23 protein-coding genes are annotated in these 17,311 nt (G+C 36.6%); 7 read left to right on the top strand and 16 right to left on the bottom strand.

The window, feature by feature from the left end:
• The first annotated feature begins 122 nt into the window (after positions 1-122).
• Positions 123-998: a TetR/AcrR family transcriptional regulator gene (locus ABE65_RS05945; RefSeq protein WP_066392377.1), complete on the top strand. Its 876-nt coding sequence runs from the start codon at positions 123-125 to the stop codon at positions 996-998.
• A gap of 269 nt (positions 999-1,267) precedes the next feature.
• Entirely contained in the window at positions 1,268-1,918 is a 651-nt protein-coding gene (locus ABE65_RS05940; protein WP_066392370.1) for a FusB/FusC family EF-G-binding protein, read from the top strand.
• Positions 1,919-1,979: 61 nt separating this feature from the next.
• On the opposite strand, the gene ABE65_RS05935 is transcribed toward ABE65_RS05940, so the two are convergent.
• Positions 1,980-2,933, bottom strand: a complete 954-nt coding sequence (locus tag ABE65_RS05935; protein ID WP_066392365.1) for an LLM class oxidoreductase — start codon at positions 2,931-2,933, stop codon at positions 1,980-1,982.
• Positions 2,934-3,128: 195 nt separating this feature from the next.
• Entirely contained in the window at positions 3,129-3,683 is a 555-nt protein-coding gene (locus tag ABE65_RS05930; protein ID WP_066392362.1) for a GNAT family N-acetyltransferase, read from the bottom strand.
• A 171-nt stretch (positions 3,684-3,854) separates the two neighbouring features.
• On the opposite strand from ABE65_RS05930, the gene ABE65_RS05925 reads away from it, so the two are divergent.
• The gene (locus ABE65_RS05925; protein WP_066392359.1) at positions 3,855-4,901 is read left to right on the top strand and encodes an ArsR/SmtB family transcription factor; all 1,047 of its coding nucleotides are present in this window, start codon (positions 3,855-3,857) and stop codon (positions 4,899-4,901) included.
• On the top strand, positions 4,898-6,130 hold the full coding sequence (locus ABE65_RS05920) for an MFS transporter (RefSeq protein WP_066392357.1): 1,233 nt from the start codon (positions 4,898-4,900) through the stop codon (positions 6,128-6,130). The genes ABE65_RS05925 and ABE65_RS05920 overlap by 4 nt, the downstream gene beginning before the upstream one ends.
• A gap of 73 nt (positions 6,131-6,203) precedes the next feature.
• On the opposite strand, the gene ABE65_RS05915 is transcribed toward ABE65_RS05920, so the two are convergent.
• Positions 6,204-7,238, bottom strand: a complete 1,035-nt coding sequence (locus tag ABE65_RS05915; protein ID WP_066392353.1) for a zinc-binding dehydrogenase — start codon at positions 7,236-7,238, stop codon at positions 6,204-6,206.
• Positions 7,239-7,458: 220 nt separating this feature from the next.
• Here ABE65_RS05915 and ABE65_RS05910 point away from each other — a divergent pair, with 220 nt between their 5' ends.
• Positions 7,459-8,025: an MEDS domain-containing protein gene (locus ABE65_RS05910; RefSeq protein WP_231887894.1), complete on the top strand. Its 567-nt coding sequence runs from the start codon at positions 7,459-7,461 to the stop codon at positions 8,023-8,025.
• Positions 8,026-8,047: 22 nt separating this feature from the next.
• Here the strand turns inward: ABE65_RS05910 and ABE65_RS05905 are convergent, their stop codons facing one another.
• Genes ABE65_RS05905 through ABE65_RS05895 form a run of 3 tightly spaced genes read right to left on the bottom strand, consistent with a single transcriptional unit; the run spans position 8,048 to position 9,281 of the window.
• Positions 8,048-8,701: a uridine kinase family protein gene (locus ABE65_RS05905; RefSeq protein WP_066392350.1), complete on the bottom strand. Its 654-nt coding sequence runs from the start codon at positions 8,699-8,701 to the stop codon at positions 8,048-8,050.
• Positions 8,702-8,714: 13 nt separating this feature from the next.
• Positions 8,715-8,906: a hypothetical protein gene (locus ABE65_RS05900; protein ID WP_066392349.1), complete on the bottom strand. Its 192-nt coding sequence runs from the start codon at positions 8,904-8,906 to the stop codon at positions 8,715-8,717.
• 42 nt (positions 8,907-8,948) lie between these two features.
• Positions 8,949-9,281, bottom strand: coding sequence for a hypothetical protein (locus tag ABE65_RS05895; protein ID WP_066392343.1), 333 nt, complete (start codon positions 9,279-9,281; stop codon positions 8,949-8,951).
• An 83-nt stretch (positions 9,282-9,364) separates the two neighbouring features.
• On the opposite strand from ABE65_RS05895, the gene ABE65_RS05890 reads away from it, so the two are divergent.
• Positions 9,365-9,601 carry a hypothetical protein gene (locus ABE65_RS05890; protein WP_066392341.1) on the top strand — a complete coding sequence of 79 codons (237 nt, stop codon included), beginning with the start codon at positions 9,365-9,367 and terminating at the stop codon, positions 9,599-9,601.
• 12 nt (positions 9,602-9,613) lie between these two features.
• Here ABE65_RS05890 and ABE65_RS05885 read toward each other — a convergent pair whose 3' ends face one another.
• The 6 genes from ABE65_RS05885 to ABE65_RS05860 all read right to left on the bottom strand — a co-directional run bounded on the left by ABE65_RS05885 (position 9,614) and on the right by ABE65_RS05860 (position 13,369).
• Positions 9,614-10,354 carry a DUF5694 domain-containing protein gene (locus ABE65_RS05885; protein ID WP_066392337.1) on the bottom strand — a complete coding sequence of 247 codons (741 nt, stop codon included), beginning with the start codon at positions 10,352-10,354 and terminating at the stop codon, positions 9,614-9,616.
• On the bottom strand, positions 10,354-11,229 hold the full coding sequence (locus tag ABE65_RS05880) for a DUF2268 domain-containing putative Zn-dependent protease (protein ID WP_066392335.1): 876 nt from the start codon (positions 11,227-11,229) through the stop codon (positions 10,354-10,356). The genes ABE65_RS05885 and ABE65_RS05880 overlap by 1 nt, the downstream gene beginning before the upstream one ends.
• A gap of 104 nt (positions 11,230-11,333) precedes the next feature.
• A complete protein-coding gene (locus tag ABE65_RS05875) occupies positions 11,334-11,858 on the bottom strand; it encodes a GNAT family N-acetyltransferase (protein WP_066392333.1) in 525 nt (174 codons plus the stop codon).
• On the bottom strand, positions 11,855-12,547 hold the full coding sequence (locus ABE65_RS05870; RefSeq protein ID WP_066392330.1) for a Dph6-related ATP pyrophosphatase: 693 nt from the start codon (positions 12,545-12,547) through the stop codon (positions 11,855-11,857). The genes ABE65_RS05875 and ABE65_RS05870 overlap by 4 nt, the downstream gene beginning before the upstream one ends.
• A 26-nt stretch (positions 12,548-12,573) precedes the next feature.
• Positions 12,574-12,777: a helix-turn-helix domain-containing protein gene (locus ABE65_RS05865; protein ID WP_066392329.1), complete on the bottom strand. Its 204-nt coding sequence runs from the start codon at positions 12,775-12,777 to the stop codon at positions 12,574-12,576.
• Positions 12,778-12,796: 19 nt separating this feature from the next.
• Positions 12,797-13,369, bottom strand: a complete 573-nt coding sequence (locus ABE65_RS05860; protein WP_066392328.1) for a DUF2975 domain-containing protein — start codon at positions 13,367-13,369, stop codon at positions 12,797-12,799.
• A gap of 190 nt (positions 13,370-13,559) precedes the next feature.
• On the opposite strand from ABE65_RS05860, the gene ABE65_RS05855 reads away from it, so the two are divergent.
• A complete protein-coding gene (locus ABE65_RS05855) occupies positions 13,560-14,756 on the top strand; it encodes a DUF418 domain-containing protein (protein WP_066392324.1) in 1,197 nt (398 codons plus the stop codon).
• 46 nt (positions 14,757-14,802) lie between these two features.
• Here the strand turns inward: ABE65_RS05855 and ABE65_RS21775 are convergent, their stop codons facing one another.
• From ABE65_RS21775 to ABE65_RS05840, 4 genes are all read right to left on the bottom strand, one after another.
• Positions 14,803-14,946: a hypothetical protein gene (locus tag ABE65_RS21775; protein ID WP_156499128.1), complete on the bottom strand. Its 144-nt coding sequence runs from the start codon at positions 14,944-14,946 to the stop codon at positions 14,803-14,805.
• A gap of 21 nt (positions 14,947-14,967) precedes the next feature.
• Positions 14,968-15,747 (bottom strand): hypothetical protein, encoded by a 780-nt coding sequence (locus ABE65_RS05850; RefSeq protein ID WP_231887859.1) that lies wholly within the window; start codon positions 15,745-15,747, stop codon positions 14,968-14,970.
• 486 nt (positions 15,748-16,233) lie between these two features.
• The gene (locus ABE65_RS05845; protein WP_066392321.1) at positions 16,234-16,434 is read right to left on the bottom strand and encodes a hypothetical protein; all 201 of its coding nucleotides are present in this window, start codon (positions 16,432-16,434) and stop codon (positions 16,234-16,236) included.
• Between the two features lie 104 nt (positions 16,435-16,538).
• A complete protein-coding gene (locus tag ABE65_RS05840; RefSeq protein ID WP_066392319.1) occupies positions 16,539-17,189 on the bottom strand; it encodes a pentapeptide repeat-containing protein in 651 nt (216 codons plus the stop codon).
• Between the last annotated feature and the right edge of the window lie 122 nt (positions 17,190-17,311).

The raw sequence follows: 17,311 nt of genomic DNA, 5'->3' as shown, positions 1-17,311 counted from the left end.
TTTATTAAGTTTATACCCTGAGTATAAAAATATCAACACTTTTGTACCATTAGTCTAAAAGCGTTGTGTTTCCATCCCAAGAAATTTATACTAGTTGTAAGGGTTGGACTTAGGAGGAACGCATGAATAACAGGAAAAGAAAAGTTGCTGACACCGCATTAAAGCTGTTTATAGAAAAAGGGATTCAGCAGACTTCTATACAGGAAATCATTGATAAAGCAAATATCTCTAAAGGTACCTTCTATAACTACTTCTCATCAAAAAGTGACTGTATCGCAGACATATTAGAATTTCTGCGGTATGATGCCAGTCAACAACGAATTGCCGTTCAGATAGGTAAGGATACAGGGGATCGGGATGTTTTCATCGAACAAATTGTAATCATAATGCGACTAAACCAGGAAAGAAACCTTCAGCCACTTTTTGAAGCGATTCTATCTTCCAATGAAGCTGATCTCAAAAAACTCGTCATGCAGCATCGATTATACGAGATGGAATGGATATCCAATCGGTTTATTGAGATTTTAGGGGATGAAGTTCGTGAGCATGTGTTTGAAGCTACCATCCTATTCTTCGGAATGATGCACCATATGTTGTTCACGCTGAAAATTACAAATACGACATACTCGTTAGAACATGTTGTTGATACGCTTCTTTCTTATATTGAGATGATCGTACCGAAGATGATGATGAACGAATCTGTTCTCATCCCTCTTTCAGCTATTGATTTACTTCGTACAAATGCAAATAAAAAACAAGTTAAGATAGATGACATTCTTTCACTCGCTGATCAGCTGCAGCAGGATTATACGTTTACCGAAGAACAGCAAGACCTTTTTGATGCCGTCATGAGTGAACTCCAACGTGATCGTATTCGCAAGATTGTTCTTCAGCCATTACTGAAGCCCTTTCAAAAGAGCTTTGAAGAATCACCTATCTCTTCTCAAGCGCAAACGTTTACGAACTTGGTATGGTACTTTTTAAGAAATATGAATTGAAGAAAAGGCTGTCCGAATTATTTAATCGGATTAGCCTTTTTATGTTTGCACAAAAGCCGTACTCTTTTTATACTATTGGTGAATGGAGGTCGGTAAAAATGGCAAATCATTTTGCCGGAATCATAAGCGGCTCATGCAAAGCCTAGTATTAGGGGCGATTCTTTGTATGGGCAGACATCGATAACGTCAGTCGCCCGAGCGTATGACTTCGTTTCTAATGATGGCTTTGCACCTTGTTTTCTTTTTCACAAAAATAAGGAGCTGAACAAATGAGTAGACCATTCATTAGAAATCATCAATACAACCTCATAAAAAATCAGGTTTTACACTTACAGCGTGCCTGTAATAATGGTGCTGATTCAAAAGTGATTGAAGCTGTTCAACACAGTGCTCAATCAAAAATTCTTGAATCCTTTACTGAGTTGGATGAATCACAAAAGAATTTAATAGAGGGGTTAGAACCTTTACGGAAATCAGAAGAGTTTCAGAAATACTTGCAATCCTTAGAACCATTTCTTGAGGAATTTTCTACCACTACTAATAAGCAAATCATGAAATTGTTTCCGAAAGTGAAGAAGCTGAAAGTACCTGATTTGAATGCTATTGATTTTCGAAAGATCAGTTATCTAGGCTGGGTTGATATTGGTACGAATAAAATGTTTATCGTGTATCACTTAGACGGTAAGCTAGTTGGTGTGGCAGGTAGATATACACCATCAAACAAGGGTATCTGTTTTTTGTGTAACGGAATTACAGATGTTGCATTATTTTCAGCGATAACAAAATCCAAACCAGCAAACGCTTCACCCGATTATTATAAAGCGATCGGTCATTATATCTGTACGGACAGTCATGAATGTAATAAAAGAATTTCAAATGTTGGCACTTTAGAAAAGTTTATTCAAGACGTTCTATACTGACAAAAAGCCAAGCTACTGCTTCTAGCAGCTAGCTTGGCTTTTTTTTGTTACCTTTTTAAAGTTATAAAGCTGGAAAATGTGGAACCACTTCTTCACCTAGTTCTTGTATAACTTCCTTGGCTGGTCTTTCACTATCAAAGAGTGCAAAGAACAAGTGATTTACTCCAGACTCTTTGTACACTTGCAACAGCTGAATCAAATGGTTGCGACCGATTCTAAATCCTAAACGAATCGGTTGTGGAGCTTCGTTAGGATCTTCTGCTAGATCAAGGTGCATCGGCTGAGTGAATGGTTTGAATGTATCAGGATGGTAACGCTCTACTAATTCTCTCCACCTTTTTATTGTTACTTCTTGATACTTAGGACTGCGAGGATAGTACATCCAGCCATCTCCATGCTCTGCAAACCACTCCATTTCCTGTTGTGCATAGCCCGTAATAAATGTCGGAATTCGTTTTGTTGGCTTAGGTACAAGATTAGCTCCCTGCACGTTTCCTCGGGATGAACGGATGATAGGATACTCTTTGTATAAGGCATCGTTTAGATATTGAAAAGCCTCCACAAACGCTTCTCCCCGTGTTTCGTGCGCTTCGCCTAATGCAGAAAAATCAGCACGCCTGTCACCTGAAGATACACCGAGTAATACACGTTCTGGGAACAATTGATCCAACGTTGCGATCTCTTTTGCAACACGCAACGGATGCCTTAATGGTATTACTGCAGCTGCTGTTCCTAGAGCGATTTCCTTCGTCTGACTGGCTAAATAAGTCATATAGATCATCATATCGTAAATCTGTCCTACCGCCGGATCTCCAAAATTCGGATCTTCTAACAGAACATCACGAAACCATAAACTTGTAAAACCTAATTTTTCAGCTAACTGCGACAATTCAACTTGCTGTTCCATCGTCGGTGTAGCAAATCTATAATTTTCAAGAGGGATGTGTAGTCCAAGTGTTAATTCACCCTCTTTATACATTCGATTGTAAGAACGATGATTTTTAAATGGATTCATTGTTGGTCGTGTCCTCCTATAAAAAATATCCTTTATGATTACAATCATACGCTCTTTAACCATGATTAAAAGTACGCACTTTCAAGTACGATAGGCACTTTCTAGTAACATTTGTTTAAACAAACACACTTATAGCAAAAAAAAGCCGACAGCAAAAAGGTCTGTAAAACCTTTTCGTGTCAGCTTACCTAAATCCTAGTTATTTTGTTTCCATTCTTCAGCCAATAGACCATATATCACATGATCAACATAATGATCATACAGCCATTCTGCTTGGCGAATCTTGCCCTCTTCCTGAAATCCTAGCTTTTCTGGTATCGCACGGCTTTTTTTATTTTTTTCAGCTACTCGTATTTCAATTCGATTAAGATCGAGTTCATTAAAGCCATATGCAATATAAGCTTTACACGCTCTCATCATAATTCCTTTTCCTTGAAACTGTTGACCGAGCCAATATCCCATAACACCGATCTTATGTAACCTATTTATTTCGTTAAACCCGATAATTCCAGCAATGTTTCCTTTATAGATAATTGCTGTTGTCTTCGGAAAGCCACCTGTTTCACTTACCCCTTTTAAGGTCGCTTTTATGAAAGCTAAGGAATCTTCTTCTTCATTCGTATAGTCTAACCAACCTAACCATTCCTTTAGATACTCTTTTGATTCAATCGTTAGTTGGAAGAATTCTGTAGCATCTTTTTCATTAAACATGCGAAGAGATAACTCTTCGTCAATTTTATAAACAAACATGACCCTAACCCCTTTTTTCCTAATTTTAGCACAATGATACGGAAAATAGAGGTTATTACTGATTTTTCAAAACAGTTCAACTGATTTCGAATTATATATTCTAAATATATTGAATTTTAGGTTTCATTGAATTAGAATAAAACTAGAATTCATTACACTTTGGAGGTAGACATGAAAAATATCCATTCTCCTCATTCTCATGAGACGGTATCACTATCAATTGAGAGTTCACTGGTATGGGAACTAGCTCTAGGAATTGCAGGTTATACATACGAAAAATTGCGTCACACATTTGAACAGGATGAACAGTGGACACAGCAAAAGTCTTTAATGCCAGCGTCTCTAAAAAAGAATTTAGAAACAATAAAACAAACAAACTTATGGTATGCCCTGTTTATGCTGCAGAACAAAATTTCAGCTTCTACGATTACAGAATTTTCATTAAAAGTGTCTGAGTTACCAACTGATGTTTTTTATGAAACGCTCTTACCTTACAAAAATCGTTTATGTGAATCGCACAGAACCGAGACAGCGAAAAGTTATGAACAGCCTGATGCTTTCTATCAATATGCGTCTCTATTTAATGGACACGACTATTTAGAGGGATATGTACAAACACTTGGGGATGTAAGCCGTGAAGAACTGCACTCCTTACTAACTGATACTCTTTCGGAATGGTATAACTGGCAGAGTAAAAATCCGGATTGGGAAAAATGGATGCATGCTCTCTCATTTGAAAAGAAACAGCATGGTCTTCTTGATAATCAAAAACCATCAGAAGAAATTGAACGTGTGACAAGTGGAGCAAAATATGTTCCAGAACCTTCTGTTTGGAACATAAAACTAATTCCACATGTCTCTTATAGACCATGGATACTTGAGCAAAAAACATCAGATACAAAGCTCATCTTTTATCCATTGAGTGATGAAGCGTTATTAGAGCCAGGTTCTCCACCAAGCGAGCTTGTACGGGGGCATAAGGCACTAGGTGACGATCTACGATTAAAATTACTGTATCAACTAATGAGAGGACCACTCTCTCTTCAAGAATTAACCGCACAGTTTAACGTATCAAAAACCACCCTGCACCACCAGCTATCACTTTTAAAAGCGGCTAAATTTGTTAAGGTTGAAAAGGGTATATATTCCGCTAATACACACTATATTCGTTCGTTCTCCAACCAACTTCAACACTATTTTGGTAGAAAACACAAATGAAGAATAACTCATTATCTAGGCCATTTAAAGCCCTCTGGATCGGAGAGATCATTTCCGAATTCGGAGGCGCTGCAGGTGGAATCATAAACGGTCTTCTTCTGTTTGAGATAACAGGCTCCAAAGAGTGGATGGGAGCACTTTGGCTTCTTTATTTTCTTCCGTCCTTGGTTCTACAAGCAATAAGTGCTCCATTTCTAAATCACGTTATTAAAGAAAGAATGATAATCAATATTCAACGATTTCGCTCTTTTGCTTATATTTTGCCTCTGTTCGGATACGTAAGTGGTTCACAAATGGGTACGATTGCCGGATTAGTGATCCTGCAATGTGTATTGGGTCTATTGCAGCCGATATATGCTAGTCTTTCATTCGCCTTATTGCCCGACCTTTGTGAAGACAAAGAATTGGTTTCTGCCAACAGCTTACTCGATGGAACCATGCGTCTCATGAGTTTTATCGCACCAGGCGTTACATCGTTACTTCTTTTAGTCAGTCCTCTGTATACCATTTACGGGTTATCTAGCCTTATGTTTTTACTAAGCTCCTTATCCCTTTCTCAAATTCCTCAAGTAAGCAAAAAAAGAGTAGCGACATGGTCAAAAAAGTTCTGGTGGGAAGAAACAAAAATTGGGTATCGTACTTTCCTTCAATTTCCACAGCTACTAAGACTAACTCTGTTATCATCATCTGTACAATTTGCAGTAGGAGCCACTATGGTAATAAATGTGCCTTTTATTAGAGAAGATTTGACCGGGGAAGCTTGGGAATATGCGATTTTTGCGGGAATGTTTCCGATTGGATATGCGCTTGGCATGCTGCTTCTTACAAAGTTACCTAAGAACAACAAAACCATGTATGTTGGCCTTGTTGGAGGTGGGTTGTCTTTTATCGCATTGTACTTCGCTCCTTCTGTTTATATCGCTTGGGGATGCGAATTCTTAGGAGGACTCTTATTTCCGATGTTCAATGCCCAAAGCTCTGCTCTTTTTCAACGAAATGCTCCTCGAGATCGATTATCACAATTAAGCGCAGTGAGGTTACTTTTTCTTCGGATCACCATGCCACTCGGAATCTTATTCGCTTCTAACAGTTACTTAGGCATAAGTACTCGTATGACATACCTTTTTATCGGTGTGATAATTGCAGTGCCGGGAATGTATTACTTAATCTGTACCTTGATTCAAAATAAAGATCATGATTTGAAAGATCAAGTTAAAATCTCAAGTTAAATGAAAAAATGGCGACCAAAACTAGAGAGTCCTAATTTGGTAGCCATTTCTTTTATTTTAAACTAAATATTTACTAAGGAATTAATACAATTTTCCCTAACTTTCCTGCTTTCTTGAAATATGTTTGAGCTTCTCTTGCTTCATGAAGTGGAAACGTTCGATCTATAACGGGTTTAATTTTACCTTGAGAAATTGCATCTAACATTCGAGCAAATTCTGCCTTTGTTCCTAAAACAGAACCGTATAGTGTTATGTGTTTTAAATATAAAGTTCTAAAATCAAGCTCTGTTTTTTGTCCGCCGGCAGATCCTGAAGTACAGAACTTGCCTCCGTTTTTTAATACTTGGAGAGAAGTAGAAAACAACGCGTCTCCAACCACATCTAAAACAGAGTCAATCGGACCCCCGTTGATTTGTTGGATTTCATGCGCAAGGTCCTTCGATTTATATGAGACTACATGTGTTGCTCCGAGTTCTTTTAGTTTTTCCTCTAACGTAAGGTCGCCTACCACTGCAATTACTTTAGCTCCAAAAACATTTGCAGCAATCTGTACATTCAGTGAGCCTACACCACCGTTGGCACCCGTTACTAGGACGGTTTCATTCGGTTGAACCTGAATCTGTTCGACCATGTGCCACGCAGTTAAACCACTTACGGAGAAAACGGCACTTTCTGTGAAACTCTGTAAAGGCATATCAAAGCAAAGATGTGCTGGCCATACTACATATTCAGCATACCCTCCGTCATACTCAGACCCTATAAATGACATATCATCAGAGATATGTTCGTATCCTTCTTCTCCACTTGATGTAAAAGGAAACAAAACAACGTCCTTTCCTATCATAGAAGATGCAACTTGTTTCCCTGTTTTCACAACTGTACCTGTAATATCAGAGCCTGGGATTCTCGGAAATTGAACCCCTTCTGGTCGCCAACCTGATTTAGAACCTGTACCGTATGCTCCTTCTCTCATCCAAATTTCCGTATTATTGATACCACATGCTTTCACCTGAATCAAAACTTCATTTTCTCCTGGCTCCGGTATGTTTATTTCAACAACTTCTAACTTGTTTATATCTCCATAACCTGTCACTTGAACTGCTTTCATATACTCATTCCTTCTGTCTTAAATTTCTTGCAGCTATTCAATCCTTTAATATAATATTTAACTTCTCCTTCCTTATAGTAGCCCAAAAATTATAGAGTAAAACCTTCACAGTAACCTGTAATAAAGTAAAGTTAACGTTTTGATACTTCCTCTTAGCTTTTATTCTGTAAAACAGGTAAACTAATAAAAATTGATACCTGAGAGTAGTGATAACTTGAAAGTGAATATGAAAGAGTTAATCGAACAAAAAAGAAATGTTCATGTACTTTATTCTTATAATGGAATGAAAGAATACACAGAAAAAATCGTGAAATTTATTCAAGAGGGCACTTCATTAGGAGAGTATGTTGTAGTTATTGAAAACGAACGCATCTATCGCATGCTTAAACAAGAATTGGCCATTAGATTAAAACCTGATCAATTGGAGCTTGTTCATCATGTAAATAATTTTGACTTTTACTATTCAAGCGGCAGCTATCATCCACCTGCCATTGTAGATTACTTTTTCAAAACCGTTAAACCTTATGTGGATAACAATAAGTCTTTCCGTTCATGGGCACATGTTGAATGGGGGACAATGGAAGATCCTCTTCATCTTATCGAAGACCTAGAGAGAATCGTGGACGGAGCGGTAAATGAGTTTGCATTCCCACTAATATGTGCATATGAGGGTGATAGGATGCCAGAACATCTTCAAACCAGCTTACTGAAAACGCATCCCTATATACTCATGGATGAGGAATTTGTTGTATCAGACCAATACACATTAAAACGTAACAATAAATAAAACACTGCGATTTGCAGTGTTTTTAACTTATAACTGGCCATTCTCCTTTTTCCAGCACATACTCTTCATTTGAATTCTTTACAACATAATCAAAGTACCGATGTTTGGGATGCATGAATACTTCATATTGAATTCTTCGTTCATCGTGTGAATGTAACAAATGATCAATGTTTGTCCCTCGTTCCGAAACATCACGTACCCCTCTCCTGCTTAACTCAGTATCACCGTCTGTATATAGATAGATCTTAAGATCAAACAGTGCAGGATCACAAAATGCTACACTCATTCCCACAACTATTGTTATCTGTTTTTCAGAGGAAACCAAGATACTTTCTGTTATATGAGTCCCAATCGTGTATAGATTTAACCTATCCCGTATCATTCTTATATCTCGCTCTAAAGACCAAATATGATGAGCAAGTGGATGACAGGCTGTCATTTGATAAGAATGGTTTTTATTGTGATACACGTAATCTAATATTGTGCATTTCCTTAGCTCAGAACGGACGATATAAGGATCTGTGTTAATAGAATTTACTTTTTCCTGCCCAATCATATGTATCAGTTTAGAAGCGAATGTTGTTTTCCCTGCAGCACCGTGACCAGAGATCCCTATTATCAATGGATGTTCTACTCTTCTTATACGATTACATACTTCTTGTAAAATGTTTTCCATAAATTTTTTACTCCTAAATTTTTTCTGGATGATTAATAGATCTTTTTGATAAATATCTTTGAATACCATATAGTTGTAAATATATAGAAATAAACACACCGAGAATGCCACCTAACATTATGCAAATGCCCTGTTGATTATAAGCACTTCCGACAATGAGACCAAACAGTATGCCTAATAAAAGATTGGAAATGAATACCTTCATATTTCCTTCCTCCTTATCTGCATTAAAATCCTTTTTGAACCTCTAATTATGCGTCTTGTCTTTCTTTTGTCGCGTAACATATCGCTCTATTCCAGAAACCATATTCCCGATGATGTATAAAGCACCGTTTGCAATAAGAACTAAAGCTATAATGGCTCCTGCAAGTCCTGCTCCGAACCCATCACTTCCTTCACGCTGAGCTTCCTCTCCTAAATATGAGCCTACCCCCATTGCAACCAACGGTCCTAAACAACAAATGATGATACCAGAAACCCAATATGGTAACTTGTACTTTTCCTTCAAAGTATAAGGAAAATAGTTAAACACAAAAAGACTTAAAGTCAATACAATCCCAAACACGGCACCTGCATTCATAAGCTCCTCCTAAATGGAATATAATGGTACATTAATATATATGTTACTCGTTAACAATCATGTGAATGGGGGTCGATCTATGTATGAATAAAACATTGCTCTCACTAATTCTTGGAGTAATTATCGGAAGTGTTTTTTCTTATTTTCTATTAGACTATGAGAACCAAACAATGGAATTTCTAAACTATTATGGTGAAGAATCTAAAATAGTTCATGAATTAGATTTTAATTATTTTTCTAACACCGCAGCCTTCATTATAGTAGCTTCTTTTATCGTATTCTTAACGATTTCATGGATTGAAAGAAAAAATAAAAGATGAATATACGCATCATTATGTAAGATAGTCTAAAGAATTTACAACACTAAACAAGTTACTCTCCTTTAAAAATTGGGTGACTAAATGGACATGAGCCGCACCAATTATTAATAGAGTACGATCTGATATCGATGTAATCTTAGCTAAATTGTAATAAAGGATTAGATTTCGTTGATACCACCATCTCATCCAATCGATGCCAATATATTCTTCAGATGAACCAATTCGTGCTATCGCCAAATACATTTCGTGCTGTTTTTCAATATAGGACTTTTGGTTTTGTGATCTGATTATTTCATAAATACTCTTCTCGCCTATTGAAAGTTCTTGATTAGAACGATAGGTATCATTTATGTAACGAAAAAACTCAGGTTGATTCTTTTCAGCCCACTCAAAAACCTGACCCAACCCTCTATTTCCTACCGTATCCATCCAGTCCACAGCATGTACTTTTTCATGTTGTAGATTTGAGGCGATACGGAACCCAAGCTGATGTACTTCGTCAATTGCAAGATCCAATTGACCCTCTTTATATTGATTAAATTCTTGATTGAGTTTATTCTCTTCACTCTTTACTACCTCTAGTGCAACCTTTGTTGGCTTAAATTTCATTAAGTGTTCGACTACTTTTTGAATTTCTTGTTGTCTTGATTCAGCTAACAGATCATCAAACTCCATTCGTTGAAGATCCGCCGTATACCTCATGTGAAAAGTTCCTAGTATCATTATTTGTGGTTTTTCTTGTTTGATGTTCATCACAACAGCTCCATACTATTTTTATTTAATCCAGTTTTTTGAGATAACCAACTCTCAGCATTCCTTATGAAATTATCATCATTCCAAGCCGTAATCGCATCACCCTCACCTAGCTTTTTAACTTGGTTTTGAAAGAAGAGATCCGCTATATAATAGCCAAGTCTGCTGTGACCAAATTTCTTACCACCATTAATGGAGAACCATTCTGAAAAAATTGATTGGGCAGAGAATGAGTTGTAATCTTTTGCAAACGCCAGCAAAATCTCATCTTCATGTTTTTGAGCAAACTCCAACCACTCACATCCATGGTTATCAAAGGAAAAGTAAACAGATGGATGGAGACTGCCTACAATTCTCCTAGAAAAGTGAGTCGCTGCACCTTCTTGATTTAACCAAGTCATTGGACTGTTCCAATTTACTCTTTCCCACTTCATACCTGCTTTATCAGTCAAAATATTTTGTGTGGCGTGCCCAAATTCATGGGCAACAATGGTTTTTAAATGCTCTCGTTCTGGTGACAGTTTTTCTAATGCGAACGTAACATTCGGTATGATCTGTCTGTGCGTGTATGCATTCGAGCCATAACCACCAACGATCAAGTTTACTTCAACAGGAAATTGTACTCCATATTCCTCTTCATACTTTTGAACAACTTCCTGAATAAGCGGATTTATTGAATCGTGAACGCATTGTATAGACGACCAAGAGTCCTGATATCTTTTAATTGATAAATCATGTCTTTCCTGGGTATCTTTGCAATGGTAAGAAAAATATTCATGAAAGACAGACGGGTACCTTTTATAATATTCTTTCAAAAACGAGATCGTTGGCTGATAGTTTTTCAGAAAAAATGAAACAGTATCAATAATTTTCATGATGATCCTCTTTTCCTATCTCTTTTGCTATCTCAATTCAATAAAAATCCAAAAAATCCCTTTAAATCAAAAAAACTGCCCGAATGGACAGTTATGAATCATCATTATTTAATTAATTTCTCCATTCGAATGTCCGCCCACATTCGATCTTGATAATACGTGAATGCCTCGACTCTACCAATTTCTGAGTATCCCAGTTTTTGATAAAGCTTTTGTGCGGTGGTGTTGAATTCAAATACACCAAGCTCGATGCGTTTCAAACCATTTCTTTTCATTTCATTCTCTAAGTACGACAACGCTTGGTAACCAATGCCTTTACCTCTTCCAACCGATTCACCTATCGTAATACCTAACCATGCCGTTCCTTCCGTTCTCTTAAAAAGGTGAGGAGGATCGACCATATAGTTCATCTCACCTACTAATTGATCATCTACAAAGATCAAATAAATCTCGTGAAACTCTAAACGTTGATACAAGTCTTCCATCGTGATGATTCGTTTACTTTCGAGTTCTACTCTATCCTTATTCGGTCGTGTTAATGGAACAAGCTTTGTGTCGTTCTCCCAACGATTTAAAGCTTCTACTACGTTTTCTTCAGGTTTTAACATCTTTCTAAAGTGAATGTTCATTTCATAACAGCCTCCGTATCCTTATCTATGAACCTGCATGAATGTATGTCGAGCGACCATAATCCTGAATTTAAGATAACATCTGAGTGAACAATCTCTAATCTTGTTCGGAAGATTGGTCCGTCTACAACAAATGTATGATATTCTCCATGCTCACCCATTGGGCAGCTCTTTGTTGCTTCAATATCCTTACAAAAACTTTCATTCAAAACGCGACCTGTCCAAGAGGAATTTAAGACATCTGCTGAAGCTCGACAAACAATCGACTGAAAACCTAATGAAATAAATTCTTCCAATAGTTCAGAGGCTTGTTCTTCTAAGATCCATACGGGAAAAAGAGCATCCAGACCTGCTTTTTCCGCAACCTGTTCATTCCATTTCCGGTCTTCTTCCATATACAAACTGCCGAATGCGATTGCATCTATCCCAAACTGTTTCTTTATAGAAGTTAAAGACTTTATTAATGAAGCTTCATACTCGCCAGCTGAATCCACCATAATTAAAGGAAGGTCGATCGCATCTGCTTGTAATTGTAATATTTCTAATGGAATACCATGGGCATGATTTCGTACATCTTCTGCAGAAACCATGGATATCAAGCATACAACTTCATGCTTTTCTTGAAGCAATCGATATAGAGCTAAGCAGCTGTCTTTTCCGCCGCTCCAGCTAACAGCTACTTTTTTCATGTACCAAACCATCTCCCTTTTTTCTACTAGTCTTCGATATATTCGATGAGATCTCCTGGCTGACATTCTAGTACTTTACACAAGGCATCAAGTGTTGAAAAACGAATCGCTTTTCCTTTTTCATTTTTAAGTACAGAAAGATTAGCAGGGGTGATATCAACCAGTTCAGACAATCGGTTCAATGACATTTTTCGCTGTGCCATCATAACATCTAATTTTATTCTAATCATCGCAATCCCTACTCCACCTTTAGATTGTGTGTTTATTTTCTTCTACTGCCTCTACGGCAACCTTTAGTGCAGAGGCTAGAATCATTACGAAAATCCCTGTGAAAAACGTATCAACATAAGCTAGTCCTGTATATGTTACAGAAGCGTTCGTTACATGGATTTCCTTAAGTGCTTTTGTCATTAAAAGCTCGTCCATAAAGGTAAAAGCTGACCCAAGTACAAGAATGGTGATACCCATCTTGAATAAAACCTTAACGTTCTCCATCATAAATAAACTCTCTTGGTGTAAATTCTGTAACAATTTTCTCATGAGTCTTAAGAAAATTAATGCAAAAACAAACATAATGATTGAGGTCACCAATGAAAGGACGATGAATTCTTCATCCTTATACAGTAAAGGTTGCTGATCAAAAACTAACGTTAAGTTGCTGTACACAGGATCAAATGCACCGAAAGACTTTGCCAATTCCCCTGTTGGACTCATTAAATAAGACAAATGATATACCAAGGTAAAAATACCAATAAGACCAATAACATAAAAAAGAACTGAGCATAATTTCGCTCCATATTTATAAAAAATTTTCCACTTCATCTTTCTGCTCCCCTTCTTTAATTTTATAAATTCAACATACCACAAAAGAATGATAAAATCTCAATAATCATTATTTTTTTATCGTAAAACAATAAATATTTGTTGAATTTTATAAAATACGCTGTTATAGTTATGTCGTCGACACATTTGTTAGGTATTGGTAATTATGTAGATAAAGGGGATTATTAGCATGTCATTGGTCAAACAGAGAATTAACATCATCGATGGGATTAGGGGATTTAGTTTATTAGGGATTCTTTTAGCAAACCTACTCATTTTCCAGTTCGGAATCTTTGGAAAGGACGAAATTCATTATTATCAATTATCAACCGTTGATACATATGCTTACTACTTCACAAAAGTGGTGATTGAAGGCGCATTCCTTCCCATCTTCATGTTCATCTTTGGGTACTCTCTCATTCTTATGCGTAACAAGTTAAAGGAAAATAACAAACGCGTAAAGTGGCATCTGTTCAGAAGATTTGCTTTACTGATGACTCTTGGGATCTTGCATAGTACGTATTTATGGGAAGGAGATATTCTTTTTGTATATGGGCTTATGGGTGTTCTGCTTTTGGTTATGGTAAATCGCAAACCAAAGACACTATTGATTTGGGCTGTTCTACTATTCTCTCTTCTCTTCATTGGCTCTCTGTTTGAGGCAGAAGAAATCAAAATGATTCGTGCTGATAAGATAGATTTATACATGAAACAAACACAAGAGATCTATGGATCAGGAACGTACTCAGAAATAAGAGCACACAGTCTTGATGACGAAATGCTTGATATGAGTGGTGGTGAAGCCGCCTTCATGTTATTCTTAACACCTTTTGTTCTTAGTCCAATGTTTCTGATTGGTATGTATGCAGCACATCGAAAATGGCTGCAAAACACGTCTTCTAAGATCAAACAGTTCACAATCCTAAGTGGTTTATTTATACCAATCGGTCTCTTACTAAAAGCTACTCCTCTACTCAGCAAGCAATGGGATTATCGTTTAGATATGAGTATGATCGGAGGAAGTATGCTTGCTATCGGTTATATCAGTCTGTTCGTTTACATGTACAACCATCAGAAGTTCAGACGCTTTTTAAGTGGTTTTGAAAGTATGGGAAAACTATCATTAACAAATTATTTAATGCAATCGATGATTTGTACATTTCTTTTTTACGGCTATGGTTTAGGTTGGTTTGGTGATCTTGGTGTAATACTGGCCACTGTAGTAGGTGTTATAATCTTCGGAACTCAAGCACTCCTTAGTTCCATTTATTTGAAATACCTGCCCATCGGTCCGATAGAATACCTTGTACGCTTGGTCGTCTACTTAAAGATACCTAAATTCAAAAAACATACTTCTTTAGAGTATAATCATAAAAAAGCGATATAAATAAAGATAGCTGTCCACACAGGGACAGCTATCTTTTGTTTCATGATTATTTCTCATCTAGTCGATCCGCTATTCTTTTTAGAGATCGGTTCATTTGATAGAGCATGACCAACACAAAGATTCCTACTCCTATTGGTACTAAAAATGTAAATAACCCCATTAATGCTAACCCTGACGACCCATATTCCATACACTCACCACCTCATGCCAGTTAATAATCAATGAGAACTTTATTCAAAATTTCGTCTTCCCATTTCTGTTCATACGTAATTTCTACGATTTCACATAACTTTTTATGTAACTTTTGGAATTCAGGTAAGATATTCTTAAAAACTCTTAACATGTCTTCTTCGTTTGAAGTGTAGCGCCAATTAGTAAGGAGCATTCGCTGCCAGTCAGCTAACGGACTGCTCTTTCTTTCAACCTTCGACCAATCACCAAATGTATTCGGTTGCAGACCTGCGTTCATATACCATCCAGACACCATAGAATAGATCATGTTCTCTAAGCATTTTTTTGCGTATGAGAATTCACTTCGCATGATTCGCCTATAGAACTCATGAACGTATGCAAAGAATTTAGTACGCCAGATTTCTAGTTCTTCTACTGATGGTGTGTAGGATAGTTGCAGGGATTGTTGATTTATGGAGTTTACATGACCTTCAGGATCGTAAACTATTTTTAAATGCTGCATCCATATAGAAGGATGAAGATCTTTCTTCTTGTAATAAAAAGTATCCACCTTAATAAATGAGTCATAATGAGCGATAGAATAGTTTGTCCAAGGAAAATCTTCAAAGAAAAGAACATTCCCCCAATTCATTGCTCTTTGATTTTTATTCTGTCGAAACTTTTCAAAATCTGCGTCTTGCACCACAATACGAAGATCAATATCTGAATAAAAATCTGTGTTTCCTTTTCCGATCGATCCTCCATAAAATACAGCCAAAACATTGTTATCTGCCACTAGGTCTTGTTCTATTGTTCTCATTAATTTTTTCCGTTGTAATGGTAGTTCTTCATCCCTCTTCTGAAAAAAATTCCTTAAAGCTTCAAATCCCACTCATTGAAAACCAGCTCCCTATTATCATCTTCTTTTCATATTCCTCTTAAAGGAGGATTGTACCTTCTTTTTCATTTGTTAAAGAGAACAAAACAAAAAAAACTCATTTCCCTTTAGATGGGTAATGAGTTTTTCTGCATTTAGAATCCGTAGATTTTTTAGTTATCTGAGAAAGGAAAACTTAAAACAAATGATAACATCTTGTACAAACTTGACTGCCTTTCATTGCACGGTTTATGACTTTATTGCACTTCGGACAACTAACTTTGACCGAATCATCTTTAAACATTAGTTTTAAGTTAAAGAGCACCTTTTCTCCAAAAATAATAGAACGAACGTAATACTTTAAACTGAAATATCCAACCACACTTACAATCAAGAGAAGAATAACTACATACAAGGTGAATACTCCTCTTAATTTCTGTTTAGATTCATACGTTTTTGTGCCTGCCACACGTGGATCATACTAGGAATCCCAACGCTCATACTCACGATGAAACTCCACATCACGAAACGCCATTCACCGGTATAAATAGCGATGATTATAAAAAACAACAACTGTCCTACAAGAGCAAATAACGCAGCAATCCAAGCTAGGGTAAGGTTCTCCTTCATTTCATCTCTCCTAATGGAAAATGATTTACATGTATGAAGTGATGCACAATGCGCCTATATTCCAATATTAACATAATTATCAAATTTGTGGTAAAGTGTAATTTTTAATCCTCTTTTACTTGTAATCCTAACAATGTGGAAAACACGATGGCTTGGTCCCGGGATACGGTACATCCCTTTAAACTTGTGAGGTTTACATGAATGGTATTGAATTTACACGTACTAATGTCAATTCCGTTCAAAGAAGTTTCTGAAAAATCGATTTCCTCGATATTACACGACTCAAATTTTACTGTATTCAGTTTTGTTTCATAAAAGTTTGCATGTTTAAGTGAGGATTGGTCGAATAAAACGGGCTTTAGGTCTGTTTCTACAAATTCACTCATGTCTAACTTGCAGTTTTCAAACGTCACATTTCTAAGATTCGCTTTTTCTAGATCAACACCCATCAGTTTGCAGTCTTTAAAATGGACGCGATACAGAATACCCTCTTTAAAATTCGTGTTAGAAAGATCACAGTTTTCAAATACCACATCTGTCATGTCAATTTTATAAAAACTTGAATGAATGAGCGTTACATTATTGAATTTTACTTTAGAAAGAATCAGCTTATCGATTTCTTCATTCTCTAAAAATGCTCCTGTGATCGAGCAATCGTGAAGATAAGGATCTTCCTCTAAATACAGATCTCGAAACCGAGCCTCTTCTAAATGCCCTTGAATCTTAGGCAGATCTATTTTAAATTTCTTTGTCATTTTCTTCACTCCATTTCCTTGATTATGTTAAATCAAGCTTACAGAAGTAAAAATGCAAATAGTAGTCTTTTCTTTTCTTCTGAAATCTGTGCAAAGAAAAAACCGCTGAACAAAATCGTCAG

This window comes from Fictibacillus phosphorivorans, from assembly GCF_001629705.1.
In the GTDB taxonomy this organism is placed as follows: Bacteria; Bacillota; Bacilli; order Bacillales; family Fictibacillaceae; genus Fictibacillus; species Fictibacillus phosphorivorans_A.
The sequence above is the reverse complement of the archived record's forward strand: the minus strand, read 5'-3'. Positions and strand labels throughout refer to the sequence as shown.